The organism is Stenotrophomonas sp. 22LJNL06-5-1, assembly GCF_056861455.1.
In genome coordinates this window covers 61,710-82,183 of the sequence record NZ_JBSPUE010000005.1, presented here as the reverse complement: position 1 = coordinate 82,183, position 20,474 = coordinate 61,710, and the positions used below count along the sequence as shown (strand labels likewise).

General features: G+C 68.5%; 12 protein-coding genes. 7 read left to right on the top strand and 5 right to left on the bottom strand.

Annotation, left to right across the window (positions count from 1 at the left end; translation table 11 throughout):
• Positions 1-58: 58 nt before the first annotated feature.
• Positions 59-607: a Dps family protein gene (locus tag AC13GF_RS12255; protein WP_005410730.1), complete on the bottom strand. Its 549-nt coding sequence runs from the start codon at positions 605-607 to the stop codon at positions 59-61.
• Positions 608-693: 86 nt separating this feature from the next.
• Here AC13GF_RS12255 and hrpA point away from each other — a divergent pair, with 86 nt between their 5' ends.
• Entirely contained in the window at positions 694-4,776 is a 4,083-nt protein-coding gene (gene hrpA / locus AC13GF_RS12250; RefSeq protein WP_483004784.1) for an ATP-dependent RNA helicase HrpA, read from the top strand.
• A 54-nt stretch (positions 4,777-4,830) separates the two neighbouring features.
• Here hrpA and AC13GF_RS12245 read toward each other — a convergent pair whose 3' ends face one another.
• Entirely contained in the window at positions 4,831-5,367 is a 537-nt protein-coding gene (locus tag AC13GF_RS12245) for a hypothetical protein (protein WP_483004783.1), read from the bottom strand.
• 130 nt (positions 5,368-5,497) lie between these two features.
• On the opposite strand from AC13GF_RS12245, the gene AC13GF_RS12240 reads away from it, so the two are divergent.
• Together AC13GF_RS12240 and AC13GF_RS12235 are read left to right on the top strand one after the other, a co-directional pair.
• On the top strand, positions 5,498-7,654 hold the full coding sequence (locus tag AC13GF_RS12240) for a RelA/SpoT family protein (RefSeq protein WP_483004782.1): 2,157 nt from the start codon (positions 5,498-5,500) through the stop codon (positions 7,652-7,654).
• A gap of 30 nt (positions 7,655-7,684) precedes the next feature.
• On the top strand, positions 7,685-9,250 hold the full coding sequence (locus AC13GF_RS12235) for a coiled-coil domain-containing protein (RefSeq protein ID WP_483004781.1): 1,566 nt from the start codon (positions 7,685-7,687) through the stop codon (positions 9,248-9,250).
• Here the strand turns inward: AC13GF_RS12235 and AC13GF_RS12230 are convergent.
• Positions 9,247-11,346, bottom strand: a complete 2,100-nt coding sequence (locus AC13GF_RS12230) for a glycosyltransferase (protein WP_483004780.1) — start codon at positions 11,344-11,346, stop codon at positions 9,247-9,249. The genes AC13GF_RS12235 and AC13GF_RS12230 overlap by 4 nt on opposite strands.
• 96 nt (positions 11,347-11,442) lie before the next feature.
• Between AC13GF_RS12230 and mrcB the strand changes: the two genes are divergently transcribed.
• The 4 genes from mrcB (at position 11,443) to tsaB (ending at position 17,831) form a co-directional block, all read left to right on the top strand.
• The gene (mrcB, locus tag AC13GF_RS12225) at positions 11,443-13,881 is read left to right on the top strand and encodes a penicillin-binding protein 1B (RefSeq protein WP_043399215.1); all 2,439 of its coding nucleotides are present in this window, start codon (positions 11,443-11,445) and stop codon (positions 13,879-13,881) included.
• Entirely contained in the window at positions 13,878-14,414 is a 537-nt protein-coding gene (locus AC13GF_RS12220) for a hypothetical protein (RefSeq protein WP_483004779.1), read from the top strand. Before mrcB ends, AC13GF_RS12220 begins: the two co-directional genes overlap by 4 nt.
• 645 nt (positions 14,415-15,059) lie before the next feature.
• Positions 15,060-17,108 carry a DNA repair helicase YoaA gene (gene yoaA, locus AC13GF_RS12215; RefSeq protein ID WP_483004778.1) on the top strand — a complete coding sequence of 683 codons (2,049 nt, stop codon included), beginning with the start codon at positions 15,060-15,062 and terminating at the stop codon, positions 17,106-17,108.
• A gap of 9 nt (positions 17,109-17,117) precedes the next feature.
• Positions 17,118-17,831, top strand: coding sequence for a tRNA (adenosine(37)-N6)-threonylcarbamoyltransferase complex dimerization subunit type 1 TsaB (tsaB, locus tag AC13GF_RS12210; protein ID WP_483004777.1), 714 nt, complete (start codon positions 17,118-17,120; stop codon positions 17,829-17,831).
• 573 nt (positions 17,832-18,404) lie between these two features.
• On the opposite strand, the gene AC13GF_RS12205 is transcribed toward tsaB, so the two are convergent.
• Complete coding sequence (locus tag AC13GF_RS12205; protein WP_154264215.1) at positions 18,405-19,289, bottom strand: energy transducer TonB family protein; 885 nt, start codon at positions 19,287-19,289, stop codon at positions 18,405-18,407.
• A complete protein-coding gene (gshB, locus tag AC13GF_RS12200; protein WP_012511876.1) occupies positions 19,289-20,236 on the bottom strand; it encodes a glutathione synthase in 948 nt (315 codons plus the stop codon). Before gshB ends, AC13GF_RS12205 begins: the two co-directional genes overlap by 1 nt.
• Positions 20,237-20,474: the final 238 nt, after the last annotated feature.

Sequence of the window (20,474 nt, the reverse complement as noted above, 5' to 3'; positions counted from 1 at the left end):
TGCCGTTGCAGTTGCCTCTGCGGGTGCAGGGCGCAGCCCTGCCGAACACCCCCAACCCTTACTGGAGCAGGGAACGCAGCATCCAGGCGTACTTCTCGTGGGTCTGCAGCCGCTGGGTCATCAGATCCTCGGTCGGGGCGTCGTCACCCTTGGCCGCCACCTCCAGCACTTCACGTGCCGTACGGCAGACCGCTTCGTTGGCGACCACCAACTGGCGTACCATTTCACGCCAGTCCGCACTGTCGGTCAGGCCCGGTTCCTCGGCGATCGAGGTCAGCGCAGCGAATTCCCGGTAGGAGCCCGGGGCATTGAAGCCCAGCGCGCGGATGCGCTCGGCCACGTCGTCCAGTGCCGCCCACTGCTCGGTGTACTGCGTCTCGAACATGGTGTGCAGCGAGTTGAACATCGACCCGGTCACGTTCCAGTGGAAGTTGTGCGTCTTCAGGTAGAGCGTGAACGCATCGGCCTGGAAGCGCGACAGACCGTCGGCGATCTTCTTGCGGTCGCCCTGGGTGATCCCGATATCGATGTTCGGCGCCGACGGTGCCGCCGCTGCAAGCTTCTGCTTGCCGGTCTTGGCCTTGGTCGTGCTCTTGGTCTTCGCCATGGGGTTCCTCCTTGTGGAATCGTTGGCCTTCACAATAAACCGGTCGTGATGACTGGTCGCTTTCAAAGTTTTGAACGAACCGATTGATGAACTCTATCGATAAAAATCCGCCGCCCCGCCTGCGCCAACAGCGCGCCGCCATCGACGGCGCCATGAGCCGCGACCGGGGCCGTTTGCTGGGGATGCTCTCGCGTTGCCAGGCCAAGCCACAGGATGCGGCGCTGACCGCTACCTTCGAGCAGGCCTTGCAGGCGTCGGTGCAGCGCCGGATGACACGGGCGCAGCAGCAGCCGTCCATTACTCTGGACCCGCAGCTGCCGATTGCGCGTGAAGCCGACGCGATCATCGAGCTGATCCGCGATCACCAGGTCGTGGTGATCGCCGGTGAAACCGGCTCGGGCAAGACCACCCAGCTGCCGAAACTGTGCCTGGCCGCGGGCCGTGGCCAGGCCGGCATGATCGGCTGCACCCAGCCGCGACGGATTGCCGCACGTGCGGTGGCCAGCCGCGTGGCGCAGGAGCTGCAGAGCGAGCTGGGCCAGCTGGTCGGCTACCAGGTGCGCTTCAACGACAAGGTCAGCGAAGACAGCCGCATCAAGTTCATGACCGACGGCATCCTGCTGGCGGAGATCGCCAGTGATCGCTGGTTGTCGAACTACGACACGATCATCGTCGACGAGGCGCACGAACGCAGCCTCAACATCGACTTCCTGCTGGGCTACCTGAAGCAGCTGCTGCGCAAGCGCCCGGACCTGAAGCTGATCGTCACCTCGGCCACCATCGACACCGAACGCTTCGCCCAGCATTTCGACAATGCGCCGGTGATCAGCGTCGAAGGCCGTACCTATCCGGTGGAAGTGCGCTACCGCGCGCTGGAAGGCGAGGGCGAAGACCAGGGCGAACGCACCGTCAACGACGCCATCGTGTCGGCCATCGACGAGATCACCCGCCTGGATTCGCGTGGCGACGTGCTGATTTTCTTGCCGGGCGAGCGCGAGATCCGCGATGCGCACCAGTCGCTGGAACGGCGCAAGTACCGCAATACCGAGGTGCTGCCGCTGTATGCGCGCCTGTCCAACCAGGACCAGGACCGGGTATTCAACCCGGGCCCGAACCGGCGCATCGTGCTGGCCACCAACGTGGCGGAAACTTCGCTGACGGTGCCGCGCATCCGCTACGTGGTCGATCCGGGCTTCGCCCGCGTCAAGCGCTACAGCCCGCGCAACAAGCTGGACCGCCTGCACATCGAGCCGATCTCGCAGGCCAGCGCCAACCAGCGCAAGGGCCGCTGCGGCCGTATCGCCGAGGGCATCTGCTACCGCCTGTACGCCGAATCCGATTTCCAGGCGCGTCCGGAGTTCACCGATCCGGAAATCCGCCGCTCCAGCCTGGCCGGGGTGATCCTGCGCATGCTGCAGCTGGGCCTGGGCCGGATCGAGGAGTTCCCGTTCCTGGAGGCACCGGACGAGCGTGCGGTGGCCGATGGCTGGCAGCAACTGACCGAACTGGGCGCGATCGACGCCGAGCGGCGCATGACCACCATCGGCAAGCAGATGGCACGCCTGCCGGTGGACGTGAAGCTGGCGCGCATGCTGGTGGCTGCGCAGGCCGCCGGTTGCCTGCGGCCGATGCTGGTGATCGCCTCGTTCCTGGGCATCCAGGACCCGCGCGAACGTCCGCCCGAAGCACGCGGTGCAGCCGACAGCGCGCATGCGCAGTTCGCCGATGGTCGTTCCGAGTTCGTTGGCGTGCTGCGCCTGTGGGATGCCTATCGGCAGGCCCATGAAGATCTGACCCAGTCCAAGCTGCGCGACTGGTGCGGCCGTCATTTCCTCGGCTTCCTGCGCATGCGCGAGTGGCGCGAGCTGCACCGCCAGCTGCGCCTGCTGTGCGAGGAACTGGGCTGGAAGGAAGAAGCCATCGAGGCCTCGATCGCACCGTTGCTGGCCGGCAGCAGTGCGCCGGCACCGGCGCGTGACGACGCAGCGGCGGTGAAAGCCACCCGAGGCCAGCTGCACCGCGCCGCGCGCCTGGCCCGCGAGGGCAGGGCGGAGACAGCCCCGGCGCCGGTGGCCGTGCGCGCGCAGAAGGAACAGGCGCCGGTTGGCGGCGGTTTCAGCGAACGCGTGCGCGCCGCTGCCTACCAGACCCTGCACCGGGCGCTGGTGGCGGGCCTGCCGACGCAGATCGGCCACCGTACCGAGAAGGGCGATTTCCAGGCGCCACGCCAGCGCCGCTTCCTGCCGTTCCCGGGCTCGGCGCTGTCCAAGCGCCCGCCGCCGTGGCTGCTGGTGGCCAACCTGCTGGATACGCAGAAGGTGTGGGGCATGACCCTGGCCGCGATCGAGCCGGACTGGGTGATCGCCGAGCTGCCGCACCTGCTGTTGCGCAAGCACTTCGACCCGCACTGGTCGCGCGCGCAGGGGCAGGTGCTGGCGTCCGAGCAGATCAGCCTGTTCGGCCTGGTGCTGGCACCGAAAAAGCCGGTGCATTACGGCCGCATCGAACCGGGCGAAGCGCATGACATCTTCGTGCGCCAGGCACTGGTGACCGGCGAGATCAACACCCGCGCCAGCTTCGTGGCCGACAACCAGAAAGTGCTGGAGATCGCCCGCGAGGAAGAAGCCAAGCTGCGTCGCGCCGGCATTGTTGCCGACGAGGACTGGCAGGCCCGCTGGTACCTGGACCGGGTGCCGCCGCAGATCCATTCGGCGGCGGGGCTGGATACCTGGTGGAAGGGACTGGCGCCGGAACAGCGCAAGACCCTGCACTGGTCGCTGGTCGATCTGTTGCCGGGTGAGGGCAGCGAACAGGAGCGCTATCCGAAGTACCTGGCGCTGGGCCAGGCGCGGCTGCCGCTGCATTACCGCTTCGAGCCGGGGGCCGACGATGACGGCGTGACCCTGGACGTGCCGCTGCACCTGCTCAACGCGCTGGACCCGGTGCAACTGGGCTGGCTGGCACCGGGCTTCGTTGCCGACAAGGCCTCGGCACTGATCCGCAGCCTGCCCAAGGCGATGCGCCGCAACTACGTGCCGGCGCCGGACTTCGGCCGCGCGTTCTACGAGGCGTTCCCGCAGCCCAGCGCCGATGCCATCACCGGCGAACTGGCGCGTTTCCTGTCACGCGCAACCGGCGCCACGGTGACCGCGCTCGATTTCGAGCCCGGTTCGATCGAGCCGCACCTGCACATGAACCTGCGCCTGCGCGACGAGCAGGGCAAGGTGCTGGCGACCTCGCGTGATCTGGACGCGCTGCGTGCGAAGTTTGGTGGTCGTGCCGGCGATGCTTTCGCTGCACGCGCCGGCCGCGAGATGGCGGCCGATGGCCTGCGTACGTTCCCGGCCACGCCGATTCCGCTGCAGGTGCCCGGTGAAGCGGGCGTACCGGCCTATCCGGCGTTGCTGGACGAGGGCGACAGCGTAGCGCTGCGCATCTTCGCCGACCGCCAGCAGGCGCTGGAGGCCCATCCGCTCGGTGTGCGCCGCCTGCTGGAAATCGCCCTGGCCGAGAAGGTCAAGCAGGCACGCAAGCAGTTGCCGGTGGGGGCCAAGACCGGTCTGCTGTACGCGGCCATCGAATCGCAGGAGCGCCTGCGTGGTGACCTGGTTGATGCAGCGATGAACGCCGTGCTGGCCGAGGGCCTGGAGGACATCCGCGATGCGACGGCCTTTGAGCAGCGCCGCGAGCATGCGGCCAAGGCCCTGTTCGGCGAGGCCATGTCGCGGCTGAAGCTGGCCGAAACCATCCTGGCCCTGGTGGCAGAACTGAAGCCGATGCTGGAAGCACCGTTGATGGGTTGGGCACGCGGCAATCTGGACGACATGGAAGCGCAGCTGGTCGGCCTGATCCATCCCGGCTTCCTGCGCGATACGCCGGCTGACGCGCTGGCGCAGTACCCGCGTTATCTCAAGGCGATGATCCTGCGCACCGAGCGTGCCAAGCGTGATCCGCCACGTGACCAGGCACGCATGCTGGAACTGCATCCGTTCCTGGAAGCGCTGGAAGTGGGTGAGCAGCAGGGCCTGCGCGAGCGTCCGCAATGGCAGGCGCTGCGCTGGGATCTGGAAGAGCTGCGGGTGTCACTGTTCGCGCAGGAGCTGGGTGCACGCACCGGCATCTCGGCGAAGAAGCTGGCGCAGCGGGTGACCGCATTGCGCCAGGCGTGACGTCGTTGCTGTGGAGCCGAGCCCACGCTCGGCTCCACAGCTAGGGTCACGGCGTTACTTGGTACGGCGCACCTTCGGCTGGGTGTTCACGCCGTCGACCTTCAGGTACCACACGCCCATCACGCCGGGCTTGATGCTGACGGCGGGGGACTGCTTGCGCACACCGGCCAGGGTGCTTGCATCGGTCTGTTCCCATTCCTGGCCGTTGTCCAGCACGTAGACGCGGCCTTTGCCGAAGCCGCGGAATTCGCCCTGCAGCACGCCGACAATCGGCTCGCTGCTGCCGAAATCGAAGAAGCCGCGATTCTTCACGATCACTTCCTGACGGCCTTCCTCGCGCGCCGATTCCCGTACGGCGGCAACCGCCTGGGTGGTGGCCGCTTCGACCTTGCCCTGCAGCCAGCGGTTCAGCGTGGCCAGTTCCTGCGCGCTGAGCTTGTCCAGGCCAGCAGCCTTGAACTCGGCCGGCGACATCTGCTGCTGCAGGTCCCCCTCCACCACGCGCTGGGCCAGCGCAGGCGCCGACAGGGACAGCAGCAGTGCGGCACAGGCCAGCAGCCGTAGGCGGAAACGCGGGACGATCGAGGACATGTCGGGACTCTCCTGGGTTTGTCCGCGAGTGTAGCGGCATGTCTTCATGCCGGGTGATGGTGGCCGCGGTGATTGTCCCTGAACGGCGCCGGCGCTAGTGTAGAGGCCTCTGTCTTGCCTGCTCGATGCTGTGAACCGCGCTTCCGTCCCCGGCCTGGATGCCTTGTTGAACCGTCCCTCGGCAGCCGTGCTGCCTGCTCCGCTGCGCCAGGCCCTGCGCGGGCACTGGGAAGCGCCGAAGTGCGATCACCAGATGCGCGCCAGCTGGTCGGTGCTGGGTGACACCCTCGACGCACTGGCGATGCTCTCCGCCGACGAAGGCGCGGTGGTCGCGGCCCTGCTGTTCGACCTGCCTGGCCTGCGGGCGAGCCTGGAACAGTTGCCGCTGGGCAACCACAAGGCCGCGGTGATCGGCCTGCTTGATGGCCAGGACGCCGCCGACCCGGTGTGGGCGCTGCATGCCGGCCGTGAGGCAGGGCGCAACAGCGAGGGCCTGCGCCGGCTGCTGCTGGCGATCATCCGCGACCTGCGGGTGGTGCCCATCCTGCTGGCGCGGCAGCTGGCGCGCATGCGTGCGGCCGACAAGCTGGACGACGAGCAACGCCGCGCGCTGGCGCAGCTGACACGCGACATCCACGCGCCATTGGCCAACCGCCTGGGCATCTGGCAGCTGAAGTGGGAGCTGGAGGACCTGGCGTTCCGCCACCTGGAACCGGAGACCTACCGGCGCATTGCGCGGGAGGTGGACGAAACCCGCATCGCCCGCGAGCGTTATGTCGAGAACGTCAAGAAGGTGCTGTCGCGCGAGCTGGTCGCGCAGGGCATCAAGGCCGAGGTCAGTGGCCGCCCGAAGCACATCTACAGCATCTGGCGGAAGATGCAGAAGAAGCGGCTGGCGTTCGATCAGCTGTACGACATCCGTGCGGTGCGTGTCATGGTCGACGATGTCGCCGGCTGCTACGCCGCGCTGGGCGTGGTGCATGCACTGTGGGCGCCGGTGCCGAGCGAGTTCGACGATTACATCGCCCGCCCGAAGGCCAACGACTACCGTTCGCTGCATACCGCCGTGGTCGGCCCGGAAGGGCGCACCATCGAAGTGCAGATCCGTACTCACGAGATGCATTCGCAGGCCGAGCTGGGCGTGGCCGCGCACTGGAAGTACAAGGAAGGCGGCAAGGGCGCGGAGAAGTCCTTCGATCGCAAGATCACCTGGATGCGCCAGCTGCTGGAGCAGGCGCAGGACGGGCAGGGCAATGAACTGGCCGGGGCGCTCGATGCCGAGCTGACCGAAGACCGGGTCTATGCACTGAGCCCGAAGGATGAGGTGCTGGATTTGCCGCAGGGCGCCACGCCGCTCGATTTCGCCTACCAGGTGCACACCATGGTCGGGCACCGTTGCCGCGGCGCCAAGGTCAACGGCCGTATCGTGCCGCTGACCTATCGCCTGCGCAGCGGCGACCGTGTCGAGATCCTGACCGGCAAGGAGGCCGACCCGCGCCGCGACTGGCTGATGCCGGCCAACGGCTTCCTGGCCAGCAACCGCTCGCGCGAGAAAGTACGCAGCTGGTTCCACAAGCTGGACCGCGCGCGCAACGTGCAGGCCGGGCGCGAACTGCTCGAGCGCGAGCTGAAGCGTCTGGGCCTGCAGCATTCGGATCTGGCGGTGGCGGCGAAGAAGTTCCACGCCGACAGCGTTGACGACCTCTACATCCAGGTGGCGCTGGGCGATACCGGCCCGAACCAGGTCAGCCGTACCCTGCTGGAAGCCGAACGTGCAGCGAGCCAGCCGGCGCCCGCGCCGACCCTGCCGCGGCCGACCGCGCGCCGCGAGAACCTGGGTAAGTCCAAGTTCACCGTGCAGGGCGTGGGCAACCTGCTGGTGCAGCTGGCACGCTGCTGCCAGCCGGTGGCTGGCGAGCCGATCGTCGGCTACCTGACCCGTAGCCGGGGTGTCACCGTGCATCGTGCAGACTGTGCCGCGCTGGCCCGGCTGGCAGCCACCAGCCCGCAGCGCATCCTGCCGGTGGAGTGGGGCCAGGCTGGCGGCGGCTACGAAGTGGACGTGGTGGTCACTGCGGTCGACCGCCGCTGGCTGCTGAAGGACATCACCAACCTGATCGCCCAGGAAGACGCCTACGTGCTCGACATCCACAGTGACAACGTACGCAACAGTGGCCGTGCCCACCTGCGCCTGCGTCTGAAGGTGAGCGACTACGGCCAGCTGTCGACCCTGCTGGGCAAGCTGGATGCGCTGCCTGGCGTGAGCGAGGCGCGTCGCCTCGGCTGAGCTTCACGCTGCCCCGGCTACCCTGCACGCATGGAACGCGAGCCCCCGCATCGCCCGCATGGCGCTGAACATCCTGCGCTGGACCGCGTCCGCCGCGAAGGCCGTTGGTGGTGGCTGCAGGCACGCCACGCGCGCCGGGTGTGGCGCTGGGCGCTGGTCGCGGCGCTGGCGGTGTTCGTGCTGCTGGTGCTGTTGCGCAAGCCGTTGGCTGACTGGTTCTGGGATGAGCCGCAGATCGAACAGCTGCTGGCCGAAGGCGACCGCGCACTGGCGGCCGGCCGGCTGAGTGCAGCCGATGGCAGTGGTGCGCGCGAGCGCTACCAGGCCGTTCTGGCGCTGGATGGTGATCGTCCGCAGGCCCGCGAAGGGCTGGCCCGTACCGGCGCCGCGGCCCTGCAGCAGGCCAGCGAAAAGCTGCAGGCCAACGACCTCGAGGGCAGCGCGCAGGCGCTGGCTCTGGCCCGGGAACTGCAGGTGCCGCAGGGCGATGCTGACGCCGTGGCTCGCCAGCTGCAGGCCCGGCGCAGTGCAGGTGCCGGCATCGGTGCACTGCTGGCGCAGGCGCGCAACGCCTTTGCAGCGGGCCGGCTGGACGAAGGTGACAGCAGCGCGCTGCCTCTGTTCCAGCGCATCCTGGCATTGCAGCCGGACAATCTGCCGGCGCTGGAAGGTCGCGAGGACGCACTGAGCGATCTGCTGCAGCAGGCCCGCATCCTGGCCGGGCGCGGCGAGCTGGCCGAGGCAGCCGCGATACTGCAGCGTGCGCGCCAGTTTGATGCCGGCCATGCTGATCTGCCCGCCAGCCAGGAAGCATTGGCACAGGCTGTCGACCAGCGCCTGCGTCAGGCTCAGCGCGCTTTGCAGCGCCGGCAGCTGGAATCCGCAGCGAAGGGGTTCCTCGCCGTGCTGGCAGTAGCGGTTGATGATTCCAGTGCCCAGCGCGGCCGCGAACAGACCTTGCAGGCGGTGCTGGCACGCAGCCAGAAGCAGGCCGACGACTTCCAGTTCGAGGCGGCGCAGGCCGATGCCGCGCTGGCGGCGGAACTGGGTGCTTCGCCGGCCGCGCAACAGCAGCTTGCGCAACGCCTGCAGCGCGCACAACAGGCGCAGAAGGCGCTGCAGCAGCCGGCGGTCAGCAACACGCAGCGCGAGCGCCAGCTGCGCGACCACCTGCGCAGGATCGAGCGCGCCGAACGTGCCGGGCAATGGATCAGCCCCCCCGGCCACAGTGCGTTCGACGCGTTGCGCGAAGCGCAGTCACTGGCGCCACGCGATGCACGGGTGAAGGCTGCCGCAGCGCGGCTGCTGCCCGCCAGTCGCCGCTGCTTCGACGACAACCTGCGGCAGAACCGTGTGCAGGCCGCAGGTGCCTGCCTACAGGCCTGGCAGACCCTGTCGCCGACCGCGGCCGGGCTCCCCTCGGCGCGCCTGCGCCTGGCCCAGCGCTGGCTGGCGATCGGTAGCGAACGGCTCGGCAACGGCGACCTGGCTTTCGCGGCGCATGCCGCCGAACAGGCCCGTTTGCTGCAGCCGGACCTGGCCGAGCTGCCGGCGTTCGAAGACCGCCTGCGCCGCGCCGGCGGTCGCCCGGATTAGGTGAAGAACACCCGCTGTACGGTTGCGCGGGCAGCGTCGAGGGAGAAGTGCTCTGCGATGTTGGCCAGGCCGGCATCGGACAGCTGCTGCCACAGCTGCGGATCCTGGTACAGGCGGACCACCGCATCGGCGAAGCCCGCCGCATCATCGGCCACCAGCACGTCCTGGCCCGGGTGCAGGTGCATCCCTTCCACGGCGCAGGTGGTACCGACCACCGGCTGGCCATGGGCCATGCTCAGGTTGATCTTGCCCTTCACGCCGGCGCCGAAGCGCAGCGGCGCGATGGAAATGCGTGCGCCGTCCATGTAGGGCGTGATGTCCTCGACGAAACCGTGCATCTGCACGCCGGGCTGGCGTGCGGCCAATGCCAGTAGCGAATCGGGTGTGGCGGCACCGATGCAGTGCAGGCGTACATCGGGCAGGCGGGCGCGGATACCGGCGAAGACTTCGCCGATGAACCACTCCATGGCATCCAGGTTCGGCGGATGGCGGAAGCCGCCGACAAACACCAGATCATGGCGCTGTTCGAACGGCTTGCCGGCGCCGGCGACGTCATGGAGATTGGAGATCAGCTCCACCTGCACGGAAGGGGCGTCGGCCTGCAGCTGCTCGCGCTCGGCGGCGCTGACCAGCACGGTGACGTCGCACTGCTCCATCACCGCCAGCTCGCTGGCGCGGGTGCGCTCGGCGGCGCGCAGCAGCCCGGCATCACCGGCGACTTCGGCACCACGACGTTCGCGCAGGTAATGCAGGTCCACGGTGTCGAACACGGTGCGTGCCTGCGGCGCATAGCGCTCCAGCAGCGGCAGGCACTCGTGGGCGACGTGGTGGCGGACCAGCAGCGCCACGTGGAAGCGCACACCGTGCGTTCGCAGCCAGCTGGCGACGCCATCGAGGAACGGTGCATACCAGACTTCCACGCCCATCCGCTGCAGTGCTTCGGTGGCGGCACCGCCATGTTCGCGGCGGGTGGGGACAAACACCACATGAGCGCCGCCCTGCAGCAGCAGGCGGATCAGGTTCACCTGGCGCAGCGACGCGGAATCGCGATCCGGCCGCGGTACTTCCTCGTCCAGGATCAGCACCTGGCGTCGGCCACGCAGCAGCAGCGCCGGCGACGGCACTTCGCTCACGGCCGGATGGCGGGCCAGCTCGGTGGCCCAGCGGGCGGCGAAGATGGCCTGGTTGCGCACCTGGTAGGCCTTCACCCCACTGCCGGTGTCGGTGCCGTTGCTGGTGCCTTCGTCGTGGATCACCCGGCTGGCCGGCTGAACCAGAACGCGCAGGCCCTGTGCACGGACGCGGAAAGCCAGGTCGGTGTCCTCGTAGTAGGCCGGCTTGTAGCGGGTATCGAAGCCATCCAGCTGCTGCCAGAGGGCGCGCGGCAGCATCAGCGCCGCACCGGAGCAGTAGTCGACGTCGCGCAGGCTGGCAAAACGCGGGTCGTCCGCCGCCTCGAAACGGCCGTAGCTCCAGCCGCTGCCGTTGGCGAAGATCACGCCCCCCGATTCCTGCAGGCGGCCATCCGGGTACAGCAGCTGGCTGCCGACCAGGCCGGCGTCGGGCGTGCTGGCGAACGTGTCCAGCAGAGCGTCGAGCCAGCCCGGCTGCGGCACCGTATCGTTGTTGAGCAGCACCACGTAGCGGCCGCGTGCGCGCGACACGCCATCGTTGCAGGCCTCGATGAAACCGCCGTTGTGCTCGCGCACTTCATAGCGCAGCCCGGCGACCTGCGGCATCCACTGCACGGTGGCGTCGCTGCTGCCGTCATCCACGACCAGGATCTCGCACGCGGCTGCGGGCGGGTGCGCCGCCAGGGCGCGCAGGCAGGCCAGGGTGTGGCCGGCGTGGTTGTAGACCGGGATGACGATGCTCACTTCCGGCGTCTCGCTGAACGGCACCGTGAAGGGGGCGAAATCCTGTGCCGGCGGCAGGAACAGCGGCGTACGCGGCGCGGGAACGGCGCGCTGGGTATGCACGCAGATGCGCTGCCAGGTCGCCCGCCACCCACGGGTACGCAGGCTGGCCAGGCTCCGGCGGGCCAGGCCCGTGAGGCGGTTGATCAGGTATCGGATCTCGGCCAGGGACATCGCCATCCGGTTGCAACTCCAGCTTAAGCAGGGGAACCCGGGAGAATTCGCCAGCCGCAGCGGCTGGGGTAGACTCGCCAGACCCTACATTCTCGCATTCCCGTGCCCCGACGCTACGATTCCGACGACATCGACGATTTCGACGACGACGACCAGCAGGACAACGGCCCGCTGTGGCGGCGCCGGCTGATCACCTGGAGCATGGCTGCGGTCGCGTTGGGATTGGGTTTCCTCATTCCCTATACGCTGTACCTGAACCAGCAGGTGACCCAGCGTTTCGGCGAACTGCGCTGGCAGATCCCGACGCGCGTCTATGCGCGCCCGCTGGTGCTCACCCCCGGCAAGGCGATGGATGCGTCCACGCTGAAGACCGAGCTGGCCGCTTCGGCCTACCGCGATGACGGCCAGGGCAAGGAGCCGGCCACCTATGCGGTGAACGGCGGGCGCTTCGTCATCTCCAGCCGCGGTTACAACGACGTCGATGGCCGGGTTGCCCCGCGCCGGCTCGAACTGTCGCTGGCCGATGGTGCGGTCGCCTCGTTGCGCGACGCCGACAACCGCAAGGCCCTGAAGGCCGCACGGTTGGACCCGGCCCGCATCGCCACCCTGTACGGCCAGAAGCAGGAAGAACGCCGCCTGATCCGCATGGACGAGGCGCCGGACCTGCTGGTGACCGGCCTGCAGGCGGTGGAGGACAAGGACTTCAACCGCCACCACGGCATTGACCTGTCCGGCATCGCGCGCGCGGTGTGGGTGACCATCCGTTCCGGTGGCCAGAGCCGCCAGGGCGCCTCCACGCTGACCCAGCAGCTGGCCCGCAGCGGCCTGCTCGGCATCGGCAAGGAGCAGACGGTAACCCGCAAGTTCAACGAAGTGCTGTACGCGCTGATCATGGAAGCGCGCTACGACAAGCGCACCATCTTCGAGGCCTACCTCAACCAGGTGTACCTGGGCCAGCGTGGCAGCCAGGCGATTCATGGCATGTCCTCTGGCGCCGAGTTCTGGTTCGGCCGCGACCTGCAGTCGCTGGAGACCGAGCAGATCGCGCTGCTGATCGGCCTGGTCAAGGGTCCGTCCTTCTACGACCCGCGGCGCAATCCGGAACGCGCACTGGATCGCCGCAACTTCGTACTGGGCAAACTGCACGAAGCCACGCTGATCGATGACGCCGAGTACCAGCGTGCGTTGAAGGCCCCACTGGGCGTGCCCAAGACGCCGGGCTTGGTTGCCGCCAACCGCTTCCCCGCCTATGTCGACCTGGTCCGCCGCCAGCTGGGCCATGACTATCCGGAATCGGCCCTGCAGGGCGCCGGCCTGAGCGTGATGACCGGCATGTCGCCGTCCGCGCAGGCCTATGCCGAAGGCGCGGTGACCCGCACCATCAAGTCGCTGGAGAGCAAGCGTCGCCCCGAACTGCAGGCCGGCATGGTGCTGACCGACGTGCACAACGGTGACGTGCTGGCGGTGATCGGCAGCCGTGAGGTGTCCGAGGTCGGCTTCAATCGAGCGATCGAAGCACAGCGCCCGGTCGGCTCGCTGCTCAAGCCGTTCGTGTACCTGCTGGCGCTGGCGCAGCCGGACCGCTACTCGCTGGCCAGCTGGGTCGACGATTCGCCGGTGACGGTGCAGCTCGGCCGTGGCCGCAACTGGAACCCGGGCAACGCGGACAACCGCAGCCACGGCACCGTGCGCCTGATCGACGCGCTGGCGCATTCCTACAACCAGGCCACGGTGCGCGTGGGCATGCAGGTCGGCCCCGAGCGTGTGACCCAGCTGATCCACGTACTGGCCGGCATCAAGGCCGAGGCCAACCCGGCGGTGATCCTCGGTTCGACCGACCAGAGCCCGTACGCGATGGCACAGCTGTACCAGTTCCTTGCGTCCGGTGGCGAAATCCAGCCGTTGCATGCGGTGCGTGGCGTGCTTGACCCGCAGGGCAAGCTGCTCAAGCGTTACGACAAGACCCCGGCACCGGCCCAGGAAGGCGACTCGATTGCCGCCAACCTGATCAGTGTCGGCCTGCAGCAGGTGGTTGCCAGCGGCACCGCGCAGCGGCTCAACGCCGATGGCCTCGGCCGCCTGCAGCCGGCCGGCAAGACCGGTACCACCAACGATGGCCGCGACAGCTGGTACGCCGGTTACACCGGCGATCATCTGGCGGTGATCTGGATCGGCAACGACCAGAACGAGCAGGCCGGCCTGTACGGTGCCACCGGCGCGATGCGGGTCTGGTCGGGCATCTTCCAGCGCCTGCCAAGTGCGCCGCTGCGGGTCAGCAACAAGGGCCTGGACTGGCAGTCGGTGGCGCCCACCGGCCTCAACAGCACGGATGAAGGCTGCCCGGGCGCGCGTCGTTTCCCGTTCGTGGTGGGCTATGCGCCGGCCTATGCGCCGTGTGCGCCTGCGGTGTCGCCGGACGGGCAGGGTGCCGAAGGCGAGGGCGGTGGCTGGCGCAGCTGGTTCGGCCTGGACCGCAAGCCGGAAGCGCCTGCCGAACCTGCTGCGGCGCCCGCCGCCGCCACTCCTCCCCCGAGCCGATGATGCCGATGAACATGCGATCCCTGCTGCAGCCCCTGGCCCTGACCGGCCTCAGCCTGGCCCTGGCCGCCTGCGTGAGCAGTGCACCGCCGGTGGTCAAGCCGGTCGATACCACTACGCCGGCACAGCGCCTGGCTGCGGTGGATGCGGCCGCAGGTCCTGACGACAAGGAGCTGTCGGTGCAGCCGCTGCGTGATTCGCAGGTGGAAGATCTGCGGGTGACCGCGCTGGCGCAACGCCAGGCGAACGACCTGGCCGGTGCCGCCAGCAGCCTGGACCACGCGCTGGAAATCGTCGCCGGCGACCCGGCAGTGCTGCAGGAACGTGCCGAACTGGCGTTGCTGCAGGGGCAGTGGGCGCAGGCGGAGACGTTCGCGCGCAAGGCGGTGGATCTGGGCTCGAAGACGGGGCCGCTGTGCCGGCGGCACTGGGCGACGATCGAGCAGTCGCGCCTGGCGCGGGGCGAGAAGGAGAATGCGGTGTCGGCACATGCGCAGCTGGAAGGCTGCACGGTGCCGGGGATCAAGCGGTACTGAGTTTTCAGCCAACGGCGCAGCCCCTCGTGGCTGGCTGCTTGGCCGCGTAAAGCAAAAGCCGCGCTTGGCCGGGCGGGGTGGATTCGCGGGGGACGCCGTGAACCCGTCCCTGGGGGCTTGGCCGCGGCTTGCTCGTGTGCGCTGTCCTGCGCACACGGCAAGACCAGGGTTGGGCGTCCTGCCCAACCCGCCCGAGGCATGCCTCGGGCCCATGCCGCGGACACCCCCGCGAACCCACCCCGCCCGGCCTCTGACAGTTTCCGTGTGCTGCCAGCCACGGAAGAGAAAAAGAAAATCAAAAGCGGGTCGCACGCTGCGCGCGCTCGCGGTAGTCCATCTCGTTCCCCCGTTCTTCCTACCGCTTCTGAACTGCCAGTCGATCAAGCTCGACTCTACGAAGCGCGTGCCTCCGTCACCGGGAAACTGTCGAAGGTGGGGCGGGAGGGGCAGGCAGGACCGTTGGCGCCATGGATGGCGCCATCGAGCCCCCAGGGATGGGTTTACGGCGTGTCCTGCCTGTCCCTCCCGCCCCGCCCAGCACGCAGCAACCCAGAGCCATGAACACCGCTGTTGCTGTTGCCGTTGCCGGTGCTCCGGCTTGAAACGGGTGCCGGGCAGCGCCCGGCCGGGTATCCTTTCCCTCTGATGTCCGACCTTGTCCATGCCAGCCGCGAAGCCCTCAGCGACGGCGGCGCGCTCGCCTCGCACCTGGATGCATTCGTCCCGCGTCCGGCACAGCTGCACCTGACTGAAGCCATCGCCGATGCGCTGCAGCAGCGAGACCTGCTGCTGGCCGAGGCCGGTACCGGCACCGGCAAGACGTTTGCCTACCTGGTGCCGGTGCTGCTGTCCGGGCTGCGCACCATCATCTCCACCGGTACCCGCGCGTTGCAGGACCAGCTCTACCACCGCGATCTGCCACGGGTGCGCCAGGCACTCGGTGCCGGCCTGCGCAGTGCGCTGCTGAAGGGACGCGCGAACTACCTGTGCCGCTATCGCCTGCAGCAGGCGCGGGGAGAGCCGCGTTTTTCCAGCCCCGAACAGGCCGCGCAGTTCCAGCGGATCCTGGCCTGGTCCGGTCGTTCGGAGTTCGGTGACATCGCCGAACTGGAAGGCCTGGCCGATGATTCGCCGCTGCTGCCGATGGTCACTTCCACGGTCGACAACTGCCTGGGTACCGACTGCCCATTCTGGGATGACTGCTTCGTGGTGCGCGCGCGGCAGCGTGCGCAGGCCGCCGATGTGGTCGTGGTCAACCATCACCTGCTGCTGGCCGATCTGGCACTGAAGCAGGATGGTTTCGGTGAATTGCTGCCGGGGGCGCAGGCCTTCGTCATCGACGAGGCACACCAGCTGCCCGAACTGGCCGCGCAGTTCTTTGGCGAAGGTTTCGGCATGCGCCCGTGGCAGGAACTGGGCCGCGACTGCCTGGCCGAAGCGCGTGGCGTGGGGGGCGCACAGTCGGCGCTGCAGGAACCGGTCGACCAGTTGCAGCAGGCGTTGTTGATACTGCGTTCGGCGATGGAGGGACTGCCGCCGCGTGGCACGCAATGGCGCGCGCTGGCGATGCCGCAGGTGCGCGACGGATTCGATACGGTGATGGCGGGGTTGGTGACCCTGGAGCAGGCACTGCAGCCGCTGCGCGAAGCCGCGGCGGGCCTGGATGCCTGCCATGCGCGGGCGCGTGAGGCGGTCTCGCGGCTCAGCCGTTGGCTGGGCGATGATGAGCCCACCCTCGACTTCGATACCGATCCGGCGGACACAGCCACTGCCGCTGATGTGCTCTGGTACGAGCTCACACCGCGTGGCTTCCGCTGCCAGCGCACGCCGATGGATGTGTCCGGCCCGCTGCGCGAGCATCGCGAGCGCAGTCGCGCGGCATGGATCTTCACCTCGGCGACGCTGACCGTGGGCGGTGGCTTCGACCACATCGCCACCCGTCTGGGCCTGGACGATCCGCACACGCTGGTCCAGCCGAGTCCATTCAATTGGCCCGAGCAGGCATTGTGCTACCTGCCTGAAGGCCTGCCTGATCCGGCCGCGCGGGGCTTCGGTACCGCGTTGATCCAGACCCTGCGGCCTGTGTTGCAGGCGTCGCAGGGCAGGGCATTCCTGTTGTTCGCCTCGCACCGTGCACTGCGCGAGGCCGCCGAGGCACTGCGTGATGGGCCTTGGCCGTTGTTCGTGCAGGGCGAGGCACCGCGCGCGACGCTGCTGCAACGCTTCCGGGAATCGGGCAATGGCGTGCTGCTGGGCTCGGCCAGTTTCCGCGAGGGCGTGGACGTGGTGGGCGAGGCGCTGAGCGTGGTGATGATCGACAAGCTGCCGTTCGCGGCACCGGACGATCCGGTGTACGAGGCACGGCTGGAGGCGATCCGCAGCCAGGGCGGCAATCCGTTCCGCGATGAGCAGCTGCCGCAGGCGGTGATTGCGCTGAAACAGGGCGTCGGCCGCCTGATCCGCAGCGAGAGCGACCGTGGTGTGTTGGTGTTGTGCGATCCGCGCCTGCTCAACCGTGGCTATGGTCGGGTCTTCCTCGATTCACTGCCGCCGTTCCGCCGTACCCGCAGCCTGGCCGATGTGCAGGCCTTCTTTACGCCACAATGGGCGCCCGTGGCCGATGATGCGGCTGCCCCGGCCGCTGTTGCGACCGGCCCCGAGCCGGCGCCCGGTGCCACGTTCCCCCTGTTCTGACCCGATCCGATGAAACTGCTTGCCTTTGAAACCGCCACCGAAGCCTGTTCCGTTGCCCTGCATGTCGATGGGCAGGTGCTGGAACGCTTCGAGATCGCCCCGCGCCGGCATGCCGAACTGAGCCTGCCGTGGGCCGAGGCGCTGCTGGCCGAAGCCGGCATCAGCCGCCGCCAGCTGGACGGCATTGCGCTCAGCCGTGGCCCCGGTGCGTTCACCGGCGTGCGCCTGGCGATCGCGATTGCCCAGGGCATCGCACTGGCCCTGGACCGCCCGCTGTTTCCGGTCTCGACGCTGCAGGTGCTGGCGCTGCGGGCACCGGCAGAAGAAACGCAGATCCTGTCGGCGATCGATGCACGGATGGGCGAGCTGTATGTCGCGCGCTTCGAACGTGTAGACGGCCTGCCGGTGGCACGTGATGCCGAGCGCGTGTGCGCACCCGCTGCGGTTGCGCTGCCGGAAGGGATGTCGGCCTACGGTGTCGGCACCGGTTTCGGTGCAGCCGAGGGGGCACTGGTGACCCAGCTGGGCAACGGCCTGCGCGGCTTTGATGCGACGGCGCTGCCTCGGGCATCGGATGTATTGGCACTGGCGGTACCGGCGTTCGCTCGCGGCGAAGCCATTGCACCGGAGAAGGTCGAGCCGGCGTACCTGCGCGACAACGTGGCACTGACCCTGGTCGAGCAGCAGGCCGCGCGCGAGGCGAAGGCGAAGGCCAACGGCTGAGCCCCTCGTGGCGGGGTTGGTCGCGTAGATCAAAAGCCGTGGTTTGGCCGGGCGGGTGGGCTGCGCAGGGGGCGCTGCAAGTACGTCCATGTAAGCTCGGTCGCCGCTTGCTCGTGTGCGCTGTCCTGCGCACACGGCAAGACCGGGGTTGGGCGTCCTGCCCAACCCGCCCGACGCATGCCTCGGGCCCATGCGGCTCACGCCCCTGCGCAGCCCACCCGCCCGGCCTCTGACAGTTTCCGTGTGTGTCCGCCACGGAAAATCAAAAGAAAATCAAAGTCAAAAGCGGGTCGCTTCGCTCGCATCCACGCATAGCGTGGATGTGTGTCGACCAAGGTCGACACCTACCAACAGCGGAGCGGGACGCGATGCGCCGGGATCTGTCAGAGGTGGGGCGGTGTGGGCTTGCAGGACCGTTGGCGCCATGGATGGCGCCATCGAGCCCCCATGGATGGGTTTACGGCGTGTCCTGCAAGCCCACACCGCCCCGCCAAACTCAAAGCCCAACCGCCGCTTTTGACGTTGACGTTGACGTCCAGCGGGTCCCGGGCCGCAGGCCCGGGCATCAAAACCCTACCGGTCGTCGTGCAGGGTGCCGCCCGGCAGGAACACCCACGTGCGGGTGACCTGCAGGATGTCGATCTCGTCTTCAGTCTTCGGCAACGGCGGGAACGGCTGCGCCAGCTTCACCACCCGCAGTGCCGCCTCATCCAGCAGCGGCGTCCCGCTCGAACGCAGGATCCGGCTGCTCTCCACGCTACCATCGCGGCGCACGCCCACACTGATCACCACCTGGCCGCCCAGCCGGCGCTGCCGCGCCTCGTCCGGGTAATTCAGGTTGCCTACGCGCTCGGCGCGATCGACCCAGGCACGCAGGTAATTGGCATAGGCATATTCGCGCGTGCTGGCCGACACGAACTTGCGGTTCGGGCGCTTGGCGTACTGCGCCGAGCGCAGATGGACTTCGGCGGCCAGTCGGGCCATTTCCACATCGCGCTGCTCGCGCGCGCTCAGCGGTGCGTCCGGTTCGGGCTGATCCGGCGTGGGCCGGGACTGCGCCTGCGCGACCACCTCTTGGCCATTGCGGCTGCTGACCACCCGTGCCTGCGGCGGCGGAACCGGCGCGGCCGATTGCTGCTGCTGTGGCACCGGGCTGATTCCGGACTGGGCCTGCGGCACGATACCGGCCTGGTTGTCGCGCGGACGCTGTGCGCGGTCGTGCTCGCCACCGCCTTCCTGGTTGGCCGCGGCCAGGAAATCAGCCTGCTTCGGCGTCAGCGCGGTGCGGGTCTGGCTGAAGATCACTTCCAGCGTCGGCACCAGCGGTGCATCGCCCTTCACGGCAAAGCCCACGCCCAGGATCAGCAGGGCGTGGACCAGCACAGACAGCGCGATGGTCGCCCCCAGCCGTTGCGCTTCGCGCGGCGGCGGGGGCAGGACGGCAGGTGCGGACGGCATCAGCGCAGGCCGGCCTCGAGCGCGTCGAACAGGGTGCCGGCGATGTTCAGGCCGTACTGTGCATCCAGTTCGCGCACGCAGGTCGGGCTGGTCACGTTGACCTCGGTCAGGTAGTCGCCGATCACGTCCAGGCCGACGAAACGCATGCCACGACGCTTCATCTCCGGGCCGACCTGGGCGGCGATCCAGCGGTCGCGCTCGCTCAGCGGGCGGCCTTCGCCGCGGCCGCCGGCGGCAAGGTTGCCGCGGAATTCATCGCCCTGCGGGATGCGCGCCAGGCAGTAGTCGACCGGTTCGCCATCGACCAGCAGGATGCGCTTGTCGCCGGCGGTGATGTCGGGAATGAACTTCTGGGCCAGCGCCATCCTGTGGCCGCCGTCGGTCAGCGTTTCCAGGATCACGTTCAGGTTCGGATCGCCCTGGCCGCTGCGGAAGATCGAGCGGCCGCCCATGCCGTCCAGCGGCTTCAGTACGGCCTGGCCGTGTTCCAGCGCGAAGGCCTTCAAGGCCTTGGCGTCGCGGCTGACCAGGGTCGGCGGGCAGCACTGCGGGAACAGCAGCGCTGCCAGTTTCTCGTTGTAGTCGCGCAGGCCCTGCGGGTTGTTGACCACGCAGGCGCCGGCCGCTGCGGCCACGTCCAGCACCTGGGTGTCGTAGATGTATTCGGCGTCGACCGGCGGGTCCTTGCGCATCAGCACGATCTGGCCGGGGCCAAATTCGGTGCGGCTGAATGCGCCCAGCTCATACCAGCCGGCCGGGTCGTCGCGCACCTGCAGCGGCGCGGTCTGGGCCACCGCTACGCCACCCTCCAGGGCCAGGCCGCCCGGGCGCACATAGTGCAGGGCATGGCCGCGGCGCTGGGCTTCCAGCAGCATGGCGAAGGTGGTGTCCTTGGCGATCTTGATGTGGGCGATGGGATCCATCACCACGATGACGTTCAACGGCATGGGCGCACCTGTCAGGCAAGGCGTTGATGGTAGCGGCAACGCCGCTCGCGCGCCTCCCCGCCGTACTGCAACGCAGCGTCCGCCCGGCGCTCGCGCACTCATTGCGAAACCCGTCACGTTCAGGAGGGTGCCATGCCCCGCGCCATGGGGCGGCCTTGAAGCGGGCGCGGAAAGTGCGATATAGATACGCTTTCGTAGCGGCCCCCGCCAGAGATCGGGCCGTGCGCTTGGGGATAGG

Coding starts and splice junctions, on each gene's coding strand:
- AC13GF_RS12230 (WP_483004780.1), bottom strand. CDS start 11,346: ATGGCGATGTCCCTGGCCGAGATCCGATACCTGATCAACCGCCTCACG.
- AC13GF_RS12245 (WP_483004783.1), bottom strand. CDS start 5,367: ATGTCCTCGATCGTCCCGCGTTTCCGCCTACGGCTGCTGGCCTGTGCC.
- AC13GF_RS12205 (WP_154264215.1), bottom strand. CDS start 19,289: ATGCCGTCCGCACCTGCCGTCCTGCCCCCGCCGCCGCGCGAAGCGCAA.
- AC13GF_RS12235 (WP_483004781.1), top strand. CDS start 7,685: ATGGAACGCGAGCCCCCGCATCGCCCGCATGGCGCTGAACATCCTGCG.
- hrpA (WP_483004784.1), top strand. CDS start 694: ATGAACTCTATCGATAAAAATCCGCCGCCCCGCCTGCGCCAACAGCGC.
- tsaB (WP_483004777.1), top strand. CDS start 17,118: ATGAAACTGCTTGCCTTTGAAACCGCCACCGAAGCCTGTTCCGTTGCC.
- AC13GF_RS12255 (WP_005410730.1), bottom strand. CDS start 607: ATGGCGAAGACCAAGAGCACGACCAAGGCCAAGACCGGCAAGCAGAAG.
- AC13GF_RS12220 (WP_483004779.1), top strand. CDS start 13,878: ATGATGCCGATGAACATGCGATCCCTGCTGCAGCCCCTGGCCCTGACC.
- yoaA (WP_483004778.1), top strand. CDS start 15,060: ATGTCCGACCTTGTCCATGCCAGCCGCGAAGCCCTCAGCGACGGCGGC.
- gshB (WP_012511876.1), bottom strand. CDS start 20,236: ATGCCGTTGAACGTCATCGTGGTGATGGATCCCATCGCCCACATCAAG.